Below are 20,557 nucleotides of genomic sequence, written 5' to 3' on the forward strand. Positions count from 1 at the left end.
TTTACGAAAAAAATAAAAAAGATCCCTTTCGAAAAAAAGATTGATTAAAATGCTCATGAGTTCGGAGTATATTTGTTTTCAAATTCCATTTTCGCAATTTTAGTATATTTGTTAACAAATTCTGTTTTTGCTTCTGTATATCCGTCTCTGTCACGTTCATATTTATCTATTAAGCGCATTTTCAAGTTACTATATTCCTCGGCAACATCTTTATGTAGTTGTAAAAAATCTCTAAAATACAATTCATTCCAATTACCTATATACCGAACATGAAGATGAAATACTTTTTCAGCAAATCCCTTTTCTGTATAACCTTTCATAAACATTATATGAGGTGCTGGCTTTTGGGGTTGCTTTTCGAAGATATATCCGTTTTTCTCTAACACACTTACTAAAAATTTCAAATCGTAGTCTTCAGCTATTTCCAGCAATATATCTATCGTTGGCTTTGCCAATAATCCGTTAACAAAAGTACTTCCTATATGATTTATTCGTTCAATATATTGATTACCGATTATGTTGCTAAGCAATTTTTCTTCTTGTAAATACCAATCTTTCCATATCGGATTATGTTCTTTCAGAATAATCGGGAACAGTTCCCACAATTCTTCAAGTGACATTTCTGATAAACTTTTCCACACAATACAGTCCTCCATTGTACTTAGTAAACCGTTTTATCAAACTTCATTTCAAATCCACATCTGTATTCTCAAATATTGAATGAATTATCTCCCTCCTCTAATCCTGAATTATCTCCAGCTTTATAACCCGTACCTTTGCAGGATAAGATTCAAGCATTTCACTATACTCTATTCTAACTTTGTCACCTGTTTGTAATTATTTTCCTAAACTTGGATTAGTAAAGTGTAAAATAGCGTCAGCAGGAATTTTCCTTTTTAATCTTTCCTCTAAGTGTTTTCTGTCATATTCGTCTTTTATAAGCTTCTCTTCAATAAAAAACACAGTATCTCCCTTAAGCAAAATATAGCCATATATCCTATTAGAAACCGCATTATTATTTGTTTTCGTTGTAGATTTTTTAAATTCATAACTTGTATCTGTTTTCCAAATTAAAACAATCATAAAGATAATTACAAAAAATATAATCGTGCCAACTATTTGTATATTTTTTTCATTTGCATCTCCATTATCCCAAATGCCTTTTCTAAAATATTTATAACAAAATAGTTAAAATACCATAAATGAAATTTCTACACGTTAATTTCTTTTAATGAATGCAGTAAAAATGCCAACATATATTCGCATGCTTTCTCACAAGCTAACATTTTAAACACCTTTTGTTCTTCTACTGTTTTATCATTCGCTTGATCTGAAGCAGCTTTTAAACAAAGAAATGGTTTTTCATTCACATAACAAACGTAAGAAAATGCAGCAATTTCTTGATCTACTGCAAGTGCTCCGTATACTGTCTGAAGTAATTCTCTCGTTTCTGAACTACGAATACGCTGGTCACCCGAAACAAATGTACCATAATGAGAGTTGTAAACAAATTGCAACTTTTTCATTTCTTTAATCAGCTGTTTGGAAGGTTGAATACTTGCTGCTCTACCCGTATATAAATCAAACGGATCTGTTCCCGTTCCCGCTCCTGTTACATCATGTTGCAGAACTTTAGTGGCGACCACAATATCACCGTTTTTCACCTTGTTTGATAAACTTCCACAAATACCTGTCATAAAGAGCTGCTCTGGTTGAAATTCACTAATAAGAAGCTGAACACAACTTGCACATTGTACTTTTCCGACTCCAGTTATGACAGAAATCAATTCGATGCCGTTCAGATTATGAAAATGAAATTCCCAAGCTGCTCGTTTTTCTTTCCGATAGCTTGGATAATATTTATGTAAATACGTAAGCTCTGGTTCCCATGCCGCCACGATAGCAATTCGATTCATAGATAAAAGTCCTTTCCTACTATTTCTTTTTTAACGTATTTTCGAAAGAAGTCCCCATCTTCAAGCGAGTGACGGGTAAGAGCCCAGCGGTAAGATGGAGATGAATTTCGGTTAGGCATAGCCTAAAATAACTCTTGGTATGCAACCTACGAACGGAGTCCACGAAAGACTGAGGCTAAACAACCAAGGCTTTTTTCAAGCCCCCACTTTAAAACGTGTTAGCGTTTAAGTGGTGAGTAGTTGACATGTAGTGCATATCTGAAATATAGTTAACGATAATATAATTATGTAGTTCTTTTTTGGATATCATCATGCATTTTTTGATGTGTATATTCCATACCTTTCATAAAGATTTAGAATATACACAATCATTTACTTCGCTCTTACTAACCAATAACCTTCTTTTTCCTTTTCAGCATAAAACATTCATAAAGTGAAACTTTAATCAGTGGGGGTTTTCTTTATCCCCCACTGATTATTAGCCCTCCCAATCGGGCTTTTACGGGCAGTTTATCTCCCACCTTACTTCTTAAAAAAAGTAGAAGTGGCTCGTTCAGAATGTGAGGGGGATGGAGCTTCTGACATAGAGGGGTTTTTTACCTCGTAGGAAGAAGCGAAGCCACCAAACATTCTAGCCACTGGAGCTGGACAATGCTTTCGCTGAATTTTGAGGTGGGAGTATTACTGCCCACGAATAGCGGGATAAAAAACGCTGTCTATGTTTTTTATATGGCGTGTTTGGGTCTGTATAGTAACGACATATATGTTGAAAAATCAAAATGGATTTATATAAATGGTAAAAATAACCCAAACATGTGCTCACAAAATGCAAGGCTTAATTTATTGAAAAGATTGAATGTTAGCACCCGCTAATTCTTCTTTTGACTAGCTAGGGCCAATTCAGATAAATAAAATGTTTTTAAAACAGAGTAGCAATACATGTTTATCAATCTAAGATTTCCGATTATCCCCTAAGTGAAATTCTTATTATTCTATTAGTACATGGAAGTTTAGAAATTTCTTTGCAAAAATTCAGAGAATTACAACAGAAATTGTTTTATATTAAAATTAGTGTTTACAGACTAAATATTGGGGTGTGGAATTAAATTGGAAAAAGAATTTATGGTAATTAATAGCTTCTCTGGTGAAAATTTAATGGGAAATCCCGCTGCTATTTTTTTGGAACCCAGCAGTTTAGACAATCATACTTTACAAAGCATCGCTAAGCAGATAAACCTTGTGGAGACTGTATTTGTCTACCCTTCTTATAATGCGGATTTTCGATTTCGTTATTTTACTCCTCATAAAGAAGTATCGCTTGCTGGACATCCAACAATAGCAGCATGTATTGCCTTAGTGAATGCCAAGAAAATTGATCCTAATAAAAAGAATACATATCAAATTGAAACTCAAAATGGACTACGTGAAATTGTTATTGAAACCGTTAGAAATCAAGTACTTGTAAAAATGAAGCAAAGCTCTCCTAAATTCATTTCACCATTAATAAGCAAAAAGGTAATTGCTAACACTTTGGGAATTCATAACGCAGATATTGCCTCCAATCTTCCAATTCAAACGATTGATTTGGGTGTAAAATATTTAGTAGTAGCAGTAAATTCTTTAAGCGCATTAATGTCAGTTAAACGTGATATTCAATTGTTACATGAGTTGTGTGAGAATTTAGGTGTTCATGAAGTGCAAGTATTTACATTTGAAACTTATGGCGAGGATTTTGATTTTCACACTAGAAATTTGTGCCCTAGAGAAGGCATAGAAGATCCTGCTTGCGGAATGGGGAACGCTACTGTTGGAGCATATCTTGCACAAAATTATTATAATGACCAAAAATTTATTCACCTTCGAGCTGAGCAAGGTACGATTGTAAAAATGCCTTGTTTAGTAGAATTGTTTATATCAAAAAAAGAAAAGGATATAGAACTTCATATAGGTGGTACTGGTAAAAAAGTAGTTGAAGGTACGTTCTTTATTTAGTTTATTATATTATAAACGAATTGGTGTCCTGCCATATTGTCAATATGGCAGGACACCGAAAAGTTAATCTTTAGCCAGATCTTCTATTTTATTTCCATTTAAAAATTTTTTATTATGATTTCGTACAATAAAAAAACTCCTACAAACGTAAGAGCTTTTTCAATCCTAGTGTGGTTTTAATTATTATTTATCGGAAGTTTAATTGAGAAAAGAGTTCCTTTAAACTTGTATTGGGATACCGACACTTTTCCGTTTCAAAATCTTCAATAACAGCAAGCTAACGTACTATTTTCTCTATTTGTATTGTCCATTTTTTGATATAGTGCAGATATGTGATTGCGGAAAAAACCGCGAATTTTGCTAAACATAAGCACTTGCTAGTCAATAAGAAGCTAATTAGTAATTCGCTCATAATGCTTATATCATTGTTCCATAGTAAACTTTTTTCTTGTACCTGTCATATACCTTAGTTCTTCATCTTGGACAGCCTTGTAAAGACCACCCACGTCTTCTTTATTAATAGGTCTTAAATAAACAATATTACCTGTCATCATTTATATCATACATGCCTATCAACTTTAATCTGTAATAAAAACAAATAAATACGAGGTATAACTTTTTCTTACTCATTTACTTTCATTAGAGCAGCAATCCTGTCACTAAGCCTTTTAACCGTTCAACGACAACAATTTTTTCTTTTGCACTCTAAATCTTCGTATTTTTTGGTAACCTGCATAAATAAAGTAGCTCCTTTTATAATGTCGCTTTGATTTGGTTTATTTTTCAGTAGTAATTTAGTATAACCATATTAACCTACGAAATTATGAGTAAGGAACTAAATTCGTTCATGATAATTTTATTTGTAGTATGATTCACCGTTATAGATGTGGTAAAGTAGATAACTACAATCAAAAAATTACAAAGACCTTAGTTCCTCTATTCAAATTACTATTAACATGTATTGTACCACCATGAACTTCTATAATCTGCTTAGAAATTGCCATACCAAGACCTGAGCCTTTGTGAACTTCTCCTGTATTGGTACCTCTGTAATATCTTTCAAAAAGTTTTTCAAGATCTTTTTGTCTAATTCCATTTCCGTTATCTTCAATTTCAATAATGATATGTTCTTTTCTGCTTATTCTAACCCATACTTTTGTATGTTCTTTATTATGGACAACAGCATTAAAAATTAGATTTGTAAAAGCTCTTTGCAGAACAGTACTATCACATCTAAAGATAATATTTTCCTGCTTTGGCTCAAAGTTAATCTCTACGGTTTCAAACTTAGGATGATTGAGGATGTGAATAATCGTTTCTCTTAAAATATCTACTAGGTTTTCATCTTTTTTATTTAAATGAGTATGAGAGTTCTTTAACTGATAGGTCAGCTTTAAATCTTCCACTAAACTATCCATATAGTTTGACTTGTTCAATATTATTTCCACATAACTTACAATGTCCTCATGAGTAAGCTTATAATCACTGTCAAGTATTACCTCTGAATAACCTTTTATAGAAGCCAAAGGAGTTTTAATATCATGAGTTATATTCGCAATCCACTCTTCCCTTACTTTTTCAGTATTTTTTCTTTCCAACTCATTTGTTTTAAGGGCATCAGAAAGATTATTCAAACTTGAATAAACGTCCTTATATATCCCTTTACTTAAAAATTTCTTGCTGTAATTTCCTTGAGACAGTGACTTTATCCCCTCTAAAATATTTAATATTGGATTAGTAAGTTTTACACTAAACAAATAACCAACAATAGAAGCAATGACTACAAATGCAATAATAGAACTAATAAAAATCTTTAAAAAATCTCCCACAATTGTTTCTGGATTAAAATTAAAAGAGAATTTCGCAACCTTATCATCTGGAAAGGCCATTATATAGCTCCATTTTTTCCCTTCATTTTCTACCATACCAAGAAAAATTGTATATCCTCCTAAAGCTCTTGAATTCTTATGATAATAAACAATCTCCCCAGGAGTATAATGATTCGGTACGGACTCTGGCTTTCGACTATTGAATACTTCTGTTCCATTTTCATCCAACACTTGTAACCAGCTACTATATTTTTTCAGTTTAGAAATTTCTGTTTCTTCAATAAATATATTGCCATTCTTAAATTGAATTTTCTCACCAAATTCTAAAGTCATTGCTGGAGCTTTTACCTCTAAAAGTTCTTTAGGATAGGCAGGACCTTTAAAAAACAACAATAGATTCATAATGAAAAAACATAATAAAGTTATAATAATTGTTATGACAATGGAGGTTAAAAACCTCCTTGTTAATTTCCACTTCATATTATTTTTCCTTTGTAGAAAGTTTGTAACCAAGGCCCTTGATGGTCTTTATATATTTTGGGTTACTTGGATCATCTTCTAATTTTTCTCTTAAATGTCTAATGTGGACCATAATTACATTATCATAGCCCACATACTCATCTTCCCAAACTTCATCACAAATCTTTCTCTTACTTAATATTTGATTCTTATTTTTAGCCATGTATAGAAGAAGTTTATATTCCTTTGCTGTCAGTTTAATTGGAATGCCTAACTTTGTTACTTCTCCCTTTTTAGCTTCAATTTTTATCTCATTAAATTCAATAATACTTTCATCTTTGTCTTTCTTTTTCTCTAGCCCAATGTATTGACTTCTTCTAAGTTGCGCTTTAATACGAAAGGCTACTTCCTTAGGGCTAAAAGGTTTTGTAACGTAATCATCTCCGCCAATTCCAAGACCTAGAAGCTTATCAATATCATCAGACTTCGCAGAAAGAAAAATGACCGGGGCATAGGTAAATTCTCTAATTCTTTTACATACCTCATACCCTTCAATATCGGGCATCATAATATCTAGGACAATGATATCAGGATTTTCTTTTTTACAAATTTCAACGCCACTTAAACCTGTGAATGCTTTATATATTGTTGCAAACCCCTCTTTTACAAGCACTGTTTCAAGCAAGTCTAATAAATCTTCTTCATCATCAATTAACAGTATTTTTTTATTAGCCATTCCTTCTAAGCTAATCATTTTTTTACTTCCATTCCATTTGTTTTCATTAAATTACATCCTTTGCTCTAAATTTTAATAAACCTATAAAAATAGTAAGAAAAAATGAACTAAAGCAAATGGTATACATTGTAACTTCTTTTCCACCAAAAGAAAACATTTCCGTCATACTTGAAATAATTGGATATGCCCAGGGGTAATAGATCCAGTAAGCAGCTGAATTCGCCACTAGCATGGACGGAAGAGCAAGACCAGCCCCTACAGCAAGTGGAATTCCTATATGGGAAAACCGAAAACTTATATAAAATTGGATTGCTATTATGGGTAATGAAGCAATAAAGACAATTAGAGATTTACATACGAAAAGATCGTAAGGTATAGCACCCTTTAATCCTAGTTTTAATCCTAACTCTATTCCTACTGTAATGGTACCTATACTAAATATTAATACACTATATAACGTAATCATGCTTCCCATTAGAAGTTTTGAAAAATAGACATTCTCCCTTTTGACTGGCATTGCTAAAAGTTGCTTCCATCCATTATTGCTATGTTCTATTCTTGTAATCATGACCATTATTACTGCAATACTAACAGGAAAAATAAAAGAAGAAAATTGAGACATACTCCCTGTATATAGAGTAGACCAAAGTTCCACCCCATTCAATTCTTTCTGGCTTAATACAAACATTCTTCCTTGAAAAACAGCAAACAGAGGAAGAATAGTCGCTAGTAAAATAATTTGTGAACGCCTTAATTTCAGCCATTCTATTCGTAATATGTTTAACATTCTTTACCCTCCCTTATGAAATATCTCTTCTTTGAAACTCGATGATACCTAATAGTAAGATGATTACCCCTGAAGCAAGACCACTATATAGCACGATAGAAGGATTAATTTCCTTTTGACCAGCTATTAAATATGGATAAAGATATGGAAAAAATTTTGCTTTAGCAGGAATTTGAGAAAAGATAATAGATGACAAAATCATACCAATAAAACCTATCGCAACTGGTATAACCATGTTTCTTAAATATGAGCTTAACCAGTTGTGAAGAGCTGCTACACCAAGTATTGCTATACACTGATTAATGACATATTTACTATAAAGACCTATATCTACGGCCTCTGGAAAACCAATTATTATACCTACTACAATCAGTCCTATGGTGTTTAAGCAAATCAATAACGCGGAAACAATCATAATCGTAATAAACTTCGAAATAAAAACGGAGGATTTTGTAACGGGTAGACTTAGAAGCGTTGTCCAAGAACTTTGCTTAAATTCAATTTGGTAAACAACAGCACCAATAACAGCTACAAAAATAGGAAGAAACTTCCCCCACTGTAATAATGCATGGTTTTCGATCAGAAGCATTTCCCAAGAGGTAACCCCTTGTTTTTTTATAGAATGATATAGAAAATCCTCATACCTTAAGTACATATCTAAAAACATTGCTACTGTTGTACCTAAAGGTATAATAAAGATAATTAACCATAAAAGCCCTCTTTTTTGCTTTATTATATCCGTTCTTACAAGTTTTTTTATATTCATGCCCTATTCTCCTCCTTAGTCATTTGGAGGAAAATATCTTCCAGCGTATCCCTTCGCTGACTTATATGGTAAACTTCGTGGCCACTTAAAATTAGGTCTCTGTTGATATCCGCTGGATTCGCCATCATATCCTTTATTATAAACATTCCCTCTTTTTCTCCGACAAGAAATCCTTTATTACTCAGATACTTACCTGCATCTCCTTTCGGTCTTGCATCAACTAAGATTTCAAGTTCGCTTTTTTCTCTCAAATCATCAAGGGTTCCTTGAAATATTAAATTTCCTTTGTTAATAATTCCAACATGATCGGCAATTAGTTCTATTTCGCTTAAAATATGGCTCGAAACTAAGACTGTAATCCCCATTTTACTGGGTAAACTTTTAACAAGATCTCTAATTTCATGTATCCCTGCTGGATCAAGCCCATTTGTTGGTTCATCAAGAATTAACAATGCAGGATTCCCAAGGAGAGCTTGAGCAATGCCAAGCCTTTGCTTCATACCTAGTGAAAATTTTTTTACTAATTTATCTTGAACATTAGTGAGATTTACAATTTTTAGAACCTTATCAATTTCTTTTTTATCAATCTCTAGTATCTTTCTTATAATTTCTAAGTTCTCATAAGCAGTTAAATGTCCATAATAAGAAGGATACTCAACCATCGAACCTACATTTTTAAGAATATCTATCCTGCTATCTTTCATTGATTTTCCAAATAAAGTAACCGAACCATTTGTTGGCTTTATTAATCCAAGAAGCATACGAATCGTTGTCGATTTTCCTGCTCCATTTGGCCCTAGAAAACCGTATATGTTTCCCTCTGGCACTTGTAAATTTACATCATTTACTGCATAAAAACCCCCAAACTTCTTAGAAAGATTTTTTGTCTCAATAATATATTCACCCATTTTTCAATACCTCCTCATCTTCCATATAAAAGAATTATAGTTGATAAAAATTAAGCCTTTATTCAGTTAACCTTAAGCGAACCTTAATTTTTCCCTATTACTTAATGGTGTATTTGTTAAGTGAAAAAAGACAACCTCCTTAATGGATTGTTATCTTTTCGGGTCTTTCGACTATTTCTATGCTAATCGTTTATCACTATTTATAATGCATTCAGCAAATGGCTATTTATAGATAATACAAACAGGGAAAAAAGCAAGCTAACGCACTATTTTCCCTGTTTGTATTATCCATTTTTTTACATATCACCATGCCCCCAAAACAAAAAATTTGTACATTTTCATCTGGAAATGTCAATTTTCTCGTTTTGGGATATTTGCTTTTCTTAGCTTAATAGTGATATGGCGGTATCCCATTAAGCCAATTAGCATTTATACTTACTTTTCCAAAAAATAATAATAATTTAAAAATTTTACAATTAAATATATAATACTTTTGACTATCTGATATGGGGATGGTTAAATTTCCAACGATATGGAGGTAATTGAGATGAAAAAGAAATTATTTTTTTAATGATAACGATAAATAGTTATCTAAATGGTATTGGGTTAGTAAGTAAAGTGTTAAATTTATTTCAAAATATAAAGGAGTTGGAATTTACTATGTCCAGAAAATTGAGAATGTCTATACTAACATTTGTAATGTCTGTTGGTGTATCATTTAGCTTTTTTCATACTCCAAGTGCATACGCCAATACCAAGGCCGAATTATATATATCTAGTAACCAATACAGCGTAGTTTCAGAGACTCGTTATTATAAAGCTAACGATAAAGTTCATTTCGAAGTAAAAAGAAGTGATGGTTATGGAGCTGACAGGATCTTAAAATTCTATATTGAAGATAGTTCTGGAAACACAGTTCAAAATCATGTTTTTTTACGGACGATATCCTTTTTTCCTGGTGAGAGAACTATTCCTAGAGATGGACTTTATCGTATGCGACTGCAATGTAAGGAAGAAAGCTTCATTGGTACAATAGATCCCGCGACGGGTTGTAAGGGATATGCGTGGATGAAGGATTAACAGAGGAAAATTGATAAAATAAACAACTCAACTTTCGCACTAACAAAATCAGTTCAAATCATTGATTGTATCGTGCTTAGATCCGTCCATTAAGTAACTCGACAATCTTGATAAAAAATGAAAAAACGATCCTCAAGAGTGTTCTCTTTATTTAAAAGAACAAAAACTAAAAAGGAGAAAGAGAGTATTCGTTCCCTTTCTCCTTTTTATAATACTCTACTGTCAATTCCCGTGTAATTGTTTTTCTACTTAGATTATATGCAAACGGTAGCGATACAAGTAACGTTAAGAACATCACAAGTAGAACAATTATTATTATGGTAACCCAAGAAATTTCTGGATAATCCTTTTTGATATCTTTAATTTCACTTTCTATTATGGATTGGCGTTCATTATAAATATCTAGTAAATACTATCAAACCTATTCCCTTGTAGTGGACGCCCTTATCTTACACCTTTATTAATATGTAAGTTTTCCGGTTCTTTCATTTAGTCTCTTTTCATAAAAATACATAGAGTGTTATTCCCTACACATACGCATTATTGGATCTTGACTGTGAAACCCAATACAGATAGGTATATTACTTTTTCTCTTGTTACAAACGCTAATAAAACAGCACACTGTTCTAGCGATTAAGTATAAAGTATTGCCAATTGCCTTTTGATTTGTATCAAAACCATTTTTAGAGTAAATTTCAGCAAACTCAAGAGATTGCGGGCCTTCTACTTCATTAGTCCAATCGCAAGCCCAATCATCATCCTGCTCTTCAAGAGGAAGATAATCATCACAAACAAAGAAATGACCGCCCCAATGATTATCGGGGTCATATTCATAATATATAGCCTTAGAAGATTCTTCTTTTGCGATTATCGAAGCTTCATATAATCCAAAACTCAATTTTCTTTTGTATACATCTAGGCTAACCGATTGAATTCGTTTTGCATCATTGGTAGACGAGAGGGTAACACATATTTCATAATACTTAGATTCTATTTGCGATACATGTAATGAAAATATATCTTCTTGTAACTCTTCCAGATATTCAAAAATATCCATTTTCATCACTCCTTAAGAAAGTTATGCAGCCTTCTAAGCGATTCAACAATAGAAAAAAACTCTAAAAAGGTTGGTACAATGAATTTATTTCCTCGAAATTTGTTTTTCTTTTAGAACATGCTTTACATCTCATTAAAAACTACACCAAAATACACGGTTTACTGTTTGTTGAAAAGCAGGGACTTTAATAAAGTTTAATAGTATGTCTTTCTCATTTGTCCCAACATATTTATCGTTATCTACATTATAAAATTGAAGAACTTCCACTTTATATACTCCATTTTCAATGTTAATTTTATAATTGGAGCAATTTTTATCAGGCACTTTATTACTTTCAAATTGTGCTGCCATTGTAAGACAGTCGTAATCAACTACATATAATTGATTCCCAGTTACTCTTATATAGCCTTCTGCTTTTCTGAAACACTTTTGCTCTACTTCTTCCGTTCCAACTTCCACTTCTACATCCCAAGAATGTTCAATGCCTTCTTCAGTCATCTGAAACACTAAAATATTTCCATTTTTCATTTCATCAGTAAAATGCTGTAGCAACATGTCTAATTCCCAATCCTCATCCACAAATGACTTATATTGCTCCGCATTTACAAGTCCAATAAAATTCGTATCACCAAATCCCATACAAAACCGCATATTTATCCTCCTTGGTATAAATAACCTTTATTTTTAATTATACATTAACTTAACTTATAACACGGTACCTTGGTAGCTATATAGGAAGAAAAATAAAAAAGATAAGATTGAGTAAAAGATCTTATCTTTAAAAAGAGAAAACAAAAGGGAAGTTTGACTGACCAACTGAACATCCAAATGTCCTACTCACCATATCAAGAAGGCAACTAAGGTGGCTTCTTGATGGATTTGCTTTTCATCAAAAACAAGAGCATCAAGCCGTATATGCGAGAACAATCCTGTGAAACATCCGTATGTGTGGAAGGGATTCGATTCATTTTGTCGAATGGATTCATCTATGAAAACAACATCTTCTCATCAAAATCAACCTACAATTGAATCTCTTCAAGCTCAAATAGAAGAACTCACGAAAAAAGTAAGATGGTACGAAGAACAATTTCGTCTTAGTCAACAAAGAGCTCACCTTCCATTTTTCTACACCAGAAAAGTTTAGTAGTTAGTCACGTTCTAATTGATACCAACGAAGACGGTGAGTATATAAATACGCTTCCTTCGCTAACTATTGGCTCATGAGTTAGTAAAACCCTTTTATATGTGCTATAAGGTAATACAGTGAGAAATACATATCAATTTGCTTAGTGATGATGAATAAGGTGTAATTTTGAATACAATATATATAAAGGAGTTCAACTCTCAATGGCAAGAAAATTATTAACACAAAGATTTCCCTTTTTAATTCCTATTAGAATCAGACAACGTAGGCTGTTTAAAAAAATAAGTGACCGCCTTGAAGGGCATAAATTTCCAAAAACATTTGAGCAAAATCCATTACCTTACAGGATTTATAAACATAAATCTTTGCTTATTAGAAAGTTAGGTGACACGGATATACAGCTGCAATATAACAAAATCACCAATCTAAAGCTAGCCATCTGCAAAATAAACCAGGTTGTAATTAAACCGGGAGAAACATTTTCATTTTGGCATCTTGTTGGTAATTCTAGTGAAAAAGCTGGATATAAAGAAGGAATTATTCTAATGAATGGCGAAGCGATAAAGGGAATAGGCGGTGGTCTCTGTCAGTTAGGGAATCTTCTCTACTGGATGTTTCTTCATTCAGAATTGGAAACAGTGGAAAGATATCGTCATAGTTTCGATCCATTCCCTGACTATGGACGTGTGATTCCATTTGGAACAGGCGCCACTTTAATGAACGGTATTATTGATCTCAAATTGAGAAATAATTCAAATATTTCCTATCAAGTCAATCTACATCTTGATGAAGAATATATCTACGGAGAAATCAGGGCATCCCAGTATACTCCATATAAGTATTCTATCGTTGAAGAAGATCATCGTTTTGTAAAAAAAGTAGATGGTCAAGTATACAGACAAAATAAAGTTTATAAAAAAATAGTTGATCGTGTCACAGGTAACTTAGTTGGCAAAGAACTAGTCATGGAAAATGATTGCTTAGTAAAATATGAAGTAGATGATGAGAAAATTGTGGATTCTTTATAGACAATGATTTTCACACATCGCAATAGAAAGGGCCCTAGGGTAGAATTGTGAAGTCAGCTATCCTAGGGCTTTGCTTATTGTGTTTTGATTTTGGAACGAAACAAGTAGTTGGTAAATCAGGAGCCCATGAAAGTAGTTTTGCTATTTTTTTATATTTTAAAATTGATTGATAGTAAACAAGAAAGGCTGGCAAATTGCCAACCTTTCTTGTTTTTACAGTTTTAATGTTTTGTTATCAAATCAATAATAACAAATAGTGCAGATTTGATATAAAGTCGTATCGTTTACAAAAAAATTTGCAATGTTCCCCAATTTCTTTGTAAAGTAATACCTAGAAGACTAAATATAAGGCTTTATAAGGTGAACTTCGCCAATTGTTCACCCCAAGATGATAATTCAGTTTCAATAAAGCCAGCCTTCCTATAAGCAATTTTTGCTGAAAGATTTTTAGGATTATATCCAATCATGATTAGAGGAATATTTTTATTATTAATACTTCTTATCTCTTCAATAATGAGAAATATAGCCTGTATACCTATACCTTGTCCTTGGTATTCTTTATCAATCATTAGTCTATAAATCCAATAATTATTATCATCAGAGTCTATTCCAAACATTGTAAATCCTATCAACTTACTATCAAGATATATACCTTTTGCATAGAAATTATCTAAAAATTGAACCTCTGCAATAGAATAAAGATTGGAGGCGATAAATGTACGTTGTTCTTCTTTTACCGATAATTCTATAGCCTCTTCCCAATTACTTTTGTCAATGGGTTTTAAAGATATTTTGTTCAATATGATCCCCCTTTCGAATATATAAGGGAACCACGTAGTTTTTGGACTATTAAAACGTTATTCCCTTATATTTACACCCAAAAATACTATTATCTTTTAGCATTCTTCCCTCTTTTTCTATTTTTTATTTCCTTTTCTATTATACGTTATAAAAATAATATGTATAATAAAGTATTTTTTGTTTATTTGTTCCAATATTTATTATATTTTATGATACTATTAATTTGAAATAAATACACATCATGTTGTTTTATTTCATGTATCATACCAATACAAGTGATATAGAGTTATTATTAATACGAACCTCCAAAACTATATGGTGGTATGTCTACGAAGCAAGAAGATAAAAGGAGGGTTTATATGTTGATAAAAAACAAATGGATAAATTATGCGAAAGTGTTTGTTTTTTATTTCATTATACTGATCGTATATGCCGTATTGTTTGAGTCTGGTAAAGAGTATATGGAGATAAGAATGGATAATAATCTTTTACCTCAATTATATTTAGCTGCGGGGCGTATACTTTTGGGATTGTCGATATGGTTTCTTCCGGATAAGTTAGGGATTAAGATTCATTTCATTTGCAAAATTCTTACGTACATCATTGCGATGATACTAGCACTTATCTTTTTAGATGCATTGGGTCTGTTGGATTAATAGAGTGTAAAATAGGATGTACCGAATAATATTATGTGGGATAAGGTGTTGTGTACTATAAAATCTATCAATAATCTTATTTTATCACGTATACAAACTCGCAAACTGTGGGCCAAAAGCGCCCATTATAGCTTTAAAATAAAAAACTTTAGTATAAGTTTTATTGAATATTAGCCTCATTTAGTTTAATAAAGCATTCCTGCTTCTTTCAATGCCTTTTGATAAGTCTTATAATTTAGCTTTTTAACATCGTCCCGAAACAAATTTTTTCTAACAGTATTAAATAGTTCGCTCGAGATGTTAGGAAATTCATTTTCCCAATGCTCTCTTTTATCCAAATTAATTAACGATTCAACGGTAACAAGATAAATATTTGGGAATTGCTTCTTAATGTCAGAAGAATACTTTAGAAACTCTTTTAGGTATTTATCAAAATGGTGACAATCGTATTCTTCAGTACCTGTATAGAATGGAAACCCACTTTCATCTTCCCACTCAAGGAGAAGTCTCCAAAAAGCAATAAGTGAACCCGCTCTATTTACTGCAGTAAAAACATCTATGATGCTCTCCCTACCAATCCCTTACAAACTAATGATTGTATAATAAACATGAGAAAAGAGTGATCCTTATGACCACTCCTTTCCACTTTATATTTTTTAAATTATGATTTTACTTATTTATTTCCAAATCGCCCCAAAATCGCCGTGAGATTTTGCCCAAACATGCTCTCGGTTTCAATTATCGACCCCTGAACCATTTGTAAATTTCCCTTGCGAACGCCCTGTATATAAGAGAAGTACATTATTTTTATTATTTGGATCTTCATCAGTATCTCTTAGCGCTTCCCAAACTGCACTGTATGATATATTTGTATGATTATCAATAATATTATGAAGTTCCTTTTTTAACTCTAAGCCCGTTTTCCCCTTCATGCTATTATAATATGTATCATCATAATTAATTGAAGTTACCCCCTGATTTACTTAGATAAAAACCTAGTGACGACAGAGAATCTATATAATTAATACAAAAAAACACAACAAAGAATGATTTTTCATGTTTAAATAGATAAGGTAGATAATCATTCCTTAAATTCATAATTTTTACAGTTTCACAAGGGGGAAACTATGAGAAAAAAGTATAAGAGGTTAACGGTTGTAATTAGCTTATTGATAGGATTAGGTGTATTTTCTTATTTACAAAATAATTTATTAGGTGTAACTGAGATTACGATAAAATCAACTAAAATACCTAGTGCATTTAAAGGTTTCAAAATTGTACAATTGTCTGATTTACATAGTAACGAGTTTGGGGAAAACCAAAAGAAGTTGATAAAAAAAGTGGAAAATATTAATCCTAATATAGTTGTTATCACAGGTGACTTTATTGATAGTGAACGATATAATGCAAAAGTAAGTTTGGAAGTGGTTAAACAACTTGTAAAACATTATCCAGTTTATTTTGTAACAGGAAATCATGAAGCATGGTCAGGTCGTTTTATGAACCTAGAAAAAGACCTAAAAAAATACAATGTTACAGTTTTAAGAAATGAACATGCCATTATTAAAAAAGATGGACAAGAAATATATATTTTAGGCATAGATGACCCAGCATTTAAAGTTAGTAATAGTAGTGACTCTGAGTTTGAAGGAATTAGTGTAGTTGCAAAAGAAGTCATACAGGCTAAAGAAGGTATCGATCCAAATGGGTTTAAAATATTATTATCCCATAGACCAGAACATCTCCGTGCATACACTGAACAACAAATAGATTTGGTGTTTACAGGTCATGCTCATGGTGGACAGATTAGAATACCTTTCGTGGGAGGTTTAGTTGCACCTGATCAAGGATTGTTACCAAAATATACGGCTGGAATGTATAAAGACAAAGATACTTCAATGATAGTAAGTAGGGGGCTAGGAAATAGTATCATTCCTCAAAGAATTTTTAATAGACCGGAGATCGTATTTGTACAATTTAAATAAAAAACTGCACCTCCGATTGTTAGACTGTGTCTAATAATTGGAGGTGCAGTTCCAAATTCTCGGCTTTTTTATCGGGATAATAATTAGCTTGTGCTCTACTTTCGGCAGTATCAGTATTAGATTTTGCTTTACCGCAATTATATGCTCCTACATAGTATACACAGCCTGCCATCTCTTTGGCATTTGTTAGTAGGCCTCACCATACATGTTATATGTCCTAGTAACAGAGTTCTTACCATAGACCAAAAAGTACCACGATATCAATGATTCTCCTAATTCGAATGCTCTTCTTTTATGATTTAAATGTAACGAATTATAGTATTTCTATATAACCTTCTGTTCCATTCACTCGAATGCGTTGCCCATCTTTTATCAGCTTGGTGGCATTTTCTGCCCCGACAATTGCTGGTAAACCATATTCGCGTGCGATAACTGCTCCATGCGTCATTAATCCACCTACCTCAGTGACTAGCGCTTTTATAGATACAAACAATGGTGTCCAGCTAGGATCAGTAAAGGTTGTAACTAATATATCTCCCTCTTCTAAATTCGCATTTTCCATATTTAAGATGACACGTGCTCTTCCTTCGATAACACCAGAAGAAACAGGTAGACCTGCAATAGCATTAAATGGGAGATGCTCCCGTTTGTATTCACCTGTAATGATTTCTCCATCGGACGTGATAACACGTGGGGGAGTTAGTTTTTCATATAGTTTGTACTCTTCTTTTCGTTTGCTGATGGTTTGGTAATTCAATTTATTTGTACATACGACTTCGCGAAATTCCTCAAAAGTAAGATAGTATATGTCTTCTTTTTTACGAATAACTTTGGCTTGTACGAGCTGTTCGGCTTCTTTCAGTAAAGCCTGCTTATAAACGAAGTAGCGATTAATCATGCCGTATTTTGGATACTCCCGATAACCGATAAAATTCCGGATCAGGCTGATTATTCGTTTTGTCTTTTCGGCTTTTCGTTTACCATCCGGTAATTGCTTCAATCGGTCTAATAACTCTTGTTCTTTTTTCAAAGCTTCCTGTCGTCCTTGCTCAAATTTTCGTTTGCTAGCATTAGGCTCAAAGTTTTTGATGTTACTGAGAATCATGGGGATGAGTATAGTTGGTTTTTCGCTCCAACGAGTTTTAGTAATATCAATTTCTCCGGGACATCGCATTCCGAATTTGTTGAGATAAGCATTGATAACATCTTGGATTTCCTGTCCACCATCAAACTTAACCAGTTCATCCAAAAAGTTATCATCTTTTACATTTTGTAGATAATCAATTACTTCCGGATAAGGACGAATCACATCGGCGACATCCAATAGCGCCAGACCCATTTCTGAAGTAATATTATTTGGTACAGATAGAGAAAGCGTGTCTGCTACATTTTTTTCACCTAACCACTTGTTCATTTTTTCATTGATCCATGATGAAGCATCCATAGCAGCCATAATCACACCCAAACTTTGTGGGTCAAATAAAATCTTCTTTAATTGCTGGATATCTTCCAGGATAAAATCAAATAAATCCGATCCTGATTTCGTTTGGATGTTATGCTTTAACTCTTCTATCGATGTTTGACTATGCTTAATCAAATCAGAAACGATTGTCGGATCGTTTTCGATTTGTGCCTGAAGACCCGCAGACGACATATCTTTATTGCTTTTATCAGGACTCTGTTCTTTTTTATCATTTGGTAACGATTTTATAAAATCTCCTCGCTCTATTATGGTCATAAGTGCGCCTCTGATGAGCGGATCGGATGGTCCCAAGGTATCCATTATCGTTTTTCTGCTGACAGGCGCAGCTAGATTATGCGTGATATCAACAAATAATCTTCCACCAGCTTTAAACCTGGGTCCAAAAGATGTTAACTGGAATAAAGACATTCCCAATGGTTTCAAGGGGTCGGTCATCATTTGTTGATGACCAACAGATACATAAACGTGATTTTCCTGATCATTTGCTTCAGGGATGGGGTATAAAGTAGTGATTGGCCGACTCTGGACAATATAAAATGTATCATCAACCAAACACCATTCGATATCTTGCGGGCAACCAAAATACGCTTCGATCTGTCTTCCGATACGTGCCAGTTGTAAAATTTGTTGGTCAGTAAGTGTTTGGCTTTTTTGCTGATTGGGTTCTATTTGCTGTGTTTCTGTGCCTCCTTCTTTTAAGGCGTAGATTGCTAGTTTTTTGGTTGCAATCATTTTATCGATAATCTTTTCTCCTTGCACCTTATAGCAATCGGCAGATACTAAGCCGGAGACAAGTGCTTCTCCTAGTCCAAAGCTAGCATCGATGGATAACAGCTTTCGATTGGAAGTAATCGGATCAGCAGTAAATAGTATTCCGGAAGCATGTGGAAAAATCATCCTTTGAATAACAACAGACAGATAAACCTTGCGATGATCAAATCCGTTTTGCATTCGATAAATCACAGCACGATCAGTAAATAGTGAAGCCCAACACTTACTAATATGTTGTAAAATTGCATCTTTTCCTTTGATGTTTAGGTAGGTATCATGTTGACCAGCAAAGGAGGCAAATGGAAGATCCTCGGCTGTAGCACTTGAACGAACAGCATATGCATGCTCGGCGCCAAAAGTTAAGAGATATCGATCGATATCTTCTTCAATCCCCTTCTCGATCTCGATCCCCTCAATCAGCTCACGAATCTTCCTACTAATTTCACTAATTCTTTCTCGTTCGTCCATTTTTTGAACTGCTAGTTGATCCAGTAATTGATGAAGCTCCTCATTCTCCCCAATAACTCTTTTATATGCCTCAGTGGTAACACAAAATCCCTCTGGTACAAGTATTCCTTCAAGCCTCGAACATTCGCCCAAATTCATCCCTTTACCACCGACCACCATTTGTCTCGTTTTATCGATCTCCCGAAACTCTAGTACATATGGTTTCATGTCTTTCCCTCCTATTTATCCCGCATTAACGGGCAGTAAGACCCCCACCTCAAGATTCGGAGAGAAACGAGGAAGATAGGGGGAGATAACTGCCCGTAAAATCCCGATTGGTCGGGCTTTCCATCAGTGGGAGATGAAAAAACTCTCCACTGATGGAAGTTTCACTTTATCGCTCGATACCAAGACGAATCATATGACAAAAATTGTTCATCTGATCAACCAATTACGCTACCCACTCGTTCTTGCTTCTGGCGAAGTTCCATGTTCTTATCAAGCCCCCCCGTTTAAAAAAATAAAAATATGGATTGACTAAAAAGGATTTTATGGTGTATAATTAAAATAGGGATAATTTATACAAAAATCTATTATTAGTGTATCTATATAAATTTACCACAGTTTCTCATTTTTATCAATGTATTTACACGAGCATAATTGTCACAAGTTAAAAGGAAGAAAAAACATTTCCCTAACGCTACACTAAATA

The 20,557-nt window shown here is 33.2% G+C and carries 18 protein-coding genes and 1 pseudogene; 6 read left to right on the plus strand and 13 right to left on the minus strand.

Annotated features, from left to right (window positions below; all coding sequences use genetic code 11):
- Positions 1 to 53: 53 nt before the first annotated feature.
- The 3 genes from ACIGHG_RS24040 to mtnN form a co-directional block, all read right to left on the minus strand.
- The gene (locus tag ACIGHG_RS24040) at positions 54 to 641 is read right to left on the minus strand and encodes a GrpB family protein (protein ID WP_396550948.1); all 588 of its coding nucleotides are present in this window, start codon (positions 639 to 641) and stop codon (positions 54 to 56) included.
- 196 nt (positions 642 to 837) lie between these two features.
- Positions 838 to 1,083 (minus strand): hypothetical protein, encoded by a 246-nt coding sequence (locus tag ACIGHG_RS24045; protein WP_396550950.1) that lies wholly within the window; start codon positions 1,081 to 1,083, stop codon positions 838 to 840.
- A gap of 128 nt (positions 1,084 to 1,211) precedes the next feature.
- The gene (gene mtnN / locus ACIGHG_RS24050) at positions 1,212 to 1,916 is read right to left on the minus strand and encodes a 5'-methylthioadenosine/S-adenosylhomocysteine nucleosidase (protein WP_336473303.1); all 705 of its coding nucleotides are present in this window, start codon (positions 1,914 to 1,916) and stop codon (positions 1,212 to 1,214) included.
- 1,107 nt (positions 1,917 to 3,023) lie between these two features.
- Between mtnN and ACIGHG_RS24055 the strand changes: the two genes are divergently transcribed.
- The gene (locus ACIGHG_RS24055) at positions 3,024 to 3,908 is read left to right on the plus strand and encodes a PhzF family phenazine biosynthesis protein (protein ID WP_396550952.1); all 885 of its coding nucleotides are present in this window, start codon (positions 3,024 to 3,026) and stop codon (positions 3,906 to 3,908) included.
- Between the two features lie 908 nt (positions 3,909 to 4,816).
- Here the strand turns inward: ACIGHG_RS24055 and ACIGHG_RS24060 are convergent.
- From ACIGHG_RS24060 to ACIGHG_RS24080, 5 genes are read right to left on the minus strand one after another with little or no spacing between them, the layout of a single operon-like run.
- Positions 4,817 to 6,217: a sensor histidine kinase gene (locus ACIGHG_RS24060; protein WP_396550953.1), complete on the minus strand. Its 1,401-nt coding sequence runs from the start codon at positions 6,215 to 6,217 to the stop codon at positions 4,817 to 4,819.
- A gap of 1 nt (position 6,218) precedes the next feature.
- On the minus strand, positions 6,219 to 6,950 hold the full coding sequence (locus ACIGHG_RS24065) for a response regulator transcription factor (protein ID WP_396550955.1): 732 nt from the start codon (positions 6,948 to 6,950) through the stop codon (positions 6,219 to 6,221).
- 28 nt (positions 6,951 to 6,978) lie between these two features.
- Positions 6,979 to 7,719 (minus strand): ABC transporter permease, encoded by a 741-nt coding sequence (locus tag ACIGHG_RS24070; RefSeq protein WP_396550957.1) that lies wholly within the window; start codon positions 7,717 to 7,719, stop codon positions 6,979 to 6,981.
- A gap of 13 nt (positions 7,720 to 7,732) precedes the next feature.
- A complete protein-coding gene (locus ACIGHG_RS24075) occupies positions 7,733 to 8,485 on the minus strand; it encodes an ABC transporter permease (RefSeq protein WP_396550959.1) in 753 nt (250 codons plus the stop codon).
- Positions 8,482 to 9,393 (minus strand): ABC transporter ATP-binding protein, encoded by a 912-nt coding sequence (locus ACIGHG_RS24080; protein WP_396550961.1) that lies wholly within the window; start codon positions 9,391 to 9,393, stop codon positions 8,482 to 8,484. The genes ACIGHG_RS24075 and ACIGHG_RS24080 overlap by 4 nt, the downstream gene beginning before the upstream one ends.
- Positions 9,394 to 9,963: 570 nt before the next feature.
- Between ACIGHG_RS24080 and ACIGHG_RS24085 the strand changes: the two genes are divergently transcribed.
- Positions 9,964 to 10,473: a hypothetical protein gene (locus ACIGHG_RS24085; RefSeq protein WP_396550963.1), complete on the plus strand. Its 510-nt coding sequence runs from the start codon at positions 9,964 to 9,966 to the stop codon at positions 10,471 to 10,473.
- Positions 10,474 to 10,993: 520 nt separating this feature from the next.
- Here ACIGHG_RS24085 and ACIGHG_RS24090 read toward each other — a convergent pair.
- Positions 10,994 to 11,530 (minus strand): hypothetical protein, encoded by a 537-nt coding sequence (locus tag ACIGHG_RS24090; protein ID WP_396550965.1) that lies wholly within the window; start codon positions 11,528 to 11,530, stop codon positions 10,994 to 10,996.
- Positions 11,531 to 11,662: 132 nt separating this feature from the next.
- The gene (locus ACIGHG_RS24095) at positions 11,663 to 12,169 is read right to left on the minus strand and encodes a hypothetical protein (protein ID WP_396550990.1); all 507 of its coding nucleotides are present in this window, start codon (positions 12,167 to 12,169) and stop codon (positions 11,663 to 11,665) included.
- A gap of 349 nt (positions 12,170 to 12,518) precedes the next feature.
- On the opposite strand from ACIGHG_RS24095, the gene ACIGHG_RS24100 reads away from it, so the two are divergent.
- Together ACIGHG_RS24100 and ACIGHG_RS24105 are read left to right on the plus strand one after the other, a co-directional pair.
- Positions 12,519 to 12,674: a hypothetical protein gene (locus tag ACIGHG_RS24100; RefSeq protein WP_396550967.1), complete on the plus strand. Its 156-nt coding sequence runs from the start codon at positions 12,519 to 12,521 to the stop codon at positions 12,672 to 12,674.
- A gap of 203 nt (positions 12,675 to 12,877) precedes the next feature.
- Positions 12,878 to 13,702 (plus strand): VanW family protein, encoded by an 825-nt coding sequence (locus tag ACIGHG_RS24105; RefSeq protein ID WP_396550968.1) that lies wholly within the window; start codon positions 12,878 to 12,880, stop codon positions 13,700 to 13,702.
- A 353-nt stretch (positions 13,703 to 14,055) separates the two neighbouring features.
- Here the strand turns inward: ACIGHG_RS24105 and ACIGHG_RS24110 are convergent, their stop codons facing one another.
- Positions 14,056 to 14,502, minus strand: a complete 447-nt coding sequence (locus ACIGHG_RS24110) for a GNAT family N-acetyltransferase (protein WP_090914514.1) — start codon at positions 14,500 to 14,502, stop codon at positions 14,056 to 14,058.
- 360 nt (positions 14,503 to 14,862) lie between these two features.
- Here ACIGHG_RS24110 and ACIGHG_RS24115 point away from each other — a divergent pair, with 360 nt between their 5' ends.
- Entirely contained in the window at positions 14,863 to 15,159 is a 297-nt protein-coding gene (locus tag ACIGHG_RS24115) for a hypothetical protein (protein ID WP_396550971.1), read from the plus strand.
- A gap of 737 nt (positions 15,160 to 15,896) precedes the next feature.
- Here the strand turns inward: ACIGHG_RS24115 and ACIGHG_RS24120 are convergent.
- A pseudogene (locus tag ACIGHG_RS24120) lies at positions 15,897 to 16,121 on the minus strand (endonuclease); the annotation flags it as partial.
- Positions 16,122 to 16,286: 165 nt separating this feature from the next.
- On the opposite strand from ACIGHG_RS24120, the gene ACIGHG_RS24125 reads away from it, so the two are divergent.
- The gene (locus tag ACIGHG_RS24125; protein ID WP_396550973.1) at positions 16,287 to 17,144 is read left to right on the plus strand and encodes a metallophosphoesterase; all 858 of its coding nucleotides are present in this window, start codon (positions 16,287 to 16,289) and stop codon (positions 17,142 to 17,144) included.
- A 313-nt stretch (positions 17,145 to 17,457) separates the two neighbouring features.
- On the opposite strand, the gene ppsA is transcribed toward ACIGHG_RS24125, so the two are convergent.
- Positions 17,458 to 20,073, minus strand: coding sequence for a phosphoenolpyruvate synthase (gene ppsA / locus ACIGHG_RS24130; protein WP_396550975.1), 2,616 nt, complete (start codon positions 20,071 to 20,073; stop codon positions 17,458 to 17,460).
- Positions 20,074 to 20,557: the final 484 nt, after the last annotated feature.

The sequence above is a fragment of the Bacillus sp. NPDC077411 genome, assembly GCF_044543425.1.
GTDB lineage: Bacteria > Bacillota > Bacilli > Bacillales > Bacillaceae_G > Bacillus_A > Bacillus_A bruguierae.

What these genes read in the sequence shown, in the direction of transcription:
- ACIGHG_RS24105 (WP_396550968.1), top strand. Translation starts at nt 12,878, where the DNA reads ATGGCAAGAAAATTATTAACACAAAGATTTCCCTTTTTAATTCCTATT.
- mtnN (WP_336473303.1), bottom strand. Translation starts at nt 1,916, where the DNA reads ATGAATCGAATTGCTATCGTGGCGGCATGGGAACCAGAGCTTACGTAT.
- ACIGHG_RS24070 (WP_396550957.1), bottom strand. Translation starts at nt 7,719, where the DNA reads ATGTTAAACATATTACGAATAGAATGGCTGAAATTAAGGCGTTCACAA.
- ppsA (WP_396550975.1), bottom strand. Translation starts at nt 20,073, where the DNA reads ATGAAACCATATGTACTAGAGTTTCGGGAGATCGATAAAACGAGACAA.
- ACIGHG_RS24075 (WP_396550959.1), bottom strand. Translation starts at nt 8,485, where the DNA reads ATGAATATAAAAAAACTTGTAAGAACGGATATAATAAAGCAAAAAAGA.
- ACIGHG_RS24095 (WP_396550990.1), bottom strand. Translation starts at nt 12,169, where the DNA reads ATGGGATTTGGTGATACGAATTTTATTGGACTTGTAAATGCGGAGCAA.
- ACIGHG_RS24045 (WP_396550950.1), bottom strand. Translation starts at nt 1,083, where the DNA reads ATGATTGTTTTAATTTGGAAAACAGATACAAGTTATGAATTTAAAAAA.
- ACIGHG_RS24100 (WP_396550967.1), top strand. Translation starts at nt 12,519, where the DNA reads ATGAAAACAACATCTTCTCATCAAAATCAACCTACAATTGAATCTCTT.
- ACIGHG_RS24060 (WP_396550953.1), bottom strand. Translation starts at nt 6,217, where the DNA reads ATGAAGTGGAAATTAACAAGGAGGTTTTTAACCTCCATTGTCATAACA.
- ACIGHG_RS24080 (WP_396550961.1), bottom strand. Translation starts at nt 9,393, where the DNA reads ATGGGTGAATATATTATTGAGACAAAAAATCTTTCTAAGAAGTTTGGG.
- ACIGHG_RS24115 (WP_396550971.1), top strand. Translation starts at nt 14,863, where the DNA reads ATGTTGATAAAAAACAAATGGATAAATTATGCGAAAGTGTTTGTTTTT.
- ACIGHG_RS24085 (WP_396550963.1), top strand. Translation starts at nt 9,964, where the DNA reads ATGATAACGATAAATAGTTATCTAAATGGTATTGGGTTAGTAAGTAAA.
- ACIGHG_RS24125 (WP_396550973.1), top strand. Translation starts at nt 16,287, where the DNA reads ATGAGAAAAAAGTATAAGAGGTTAACGGTTGTAATTAGCTTATTGATA.
- ACIGHG_RS24065 (WP_396550955.1), bottom strand. Translation starts at nt 6,950, where the DNA reads ATGATTAGCTTAGAAGGAATGGCTAATAAAAAAATACTGTTAATTGAT.
- ACIGHG_RS24090 (WP_396550965.1), bottom strand. Translation starts at nt 11,530, where the DNA reads ATGGATATTTTTGAATATCTGGAAGAGTTACAAGAAGATATATTTTCA.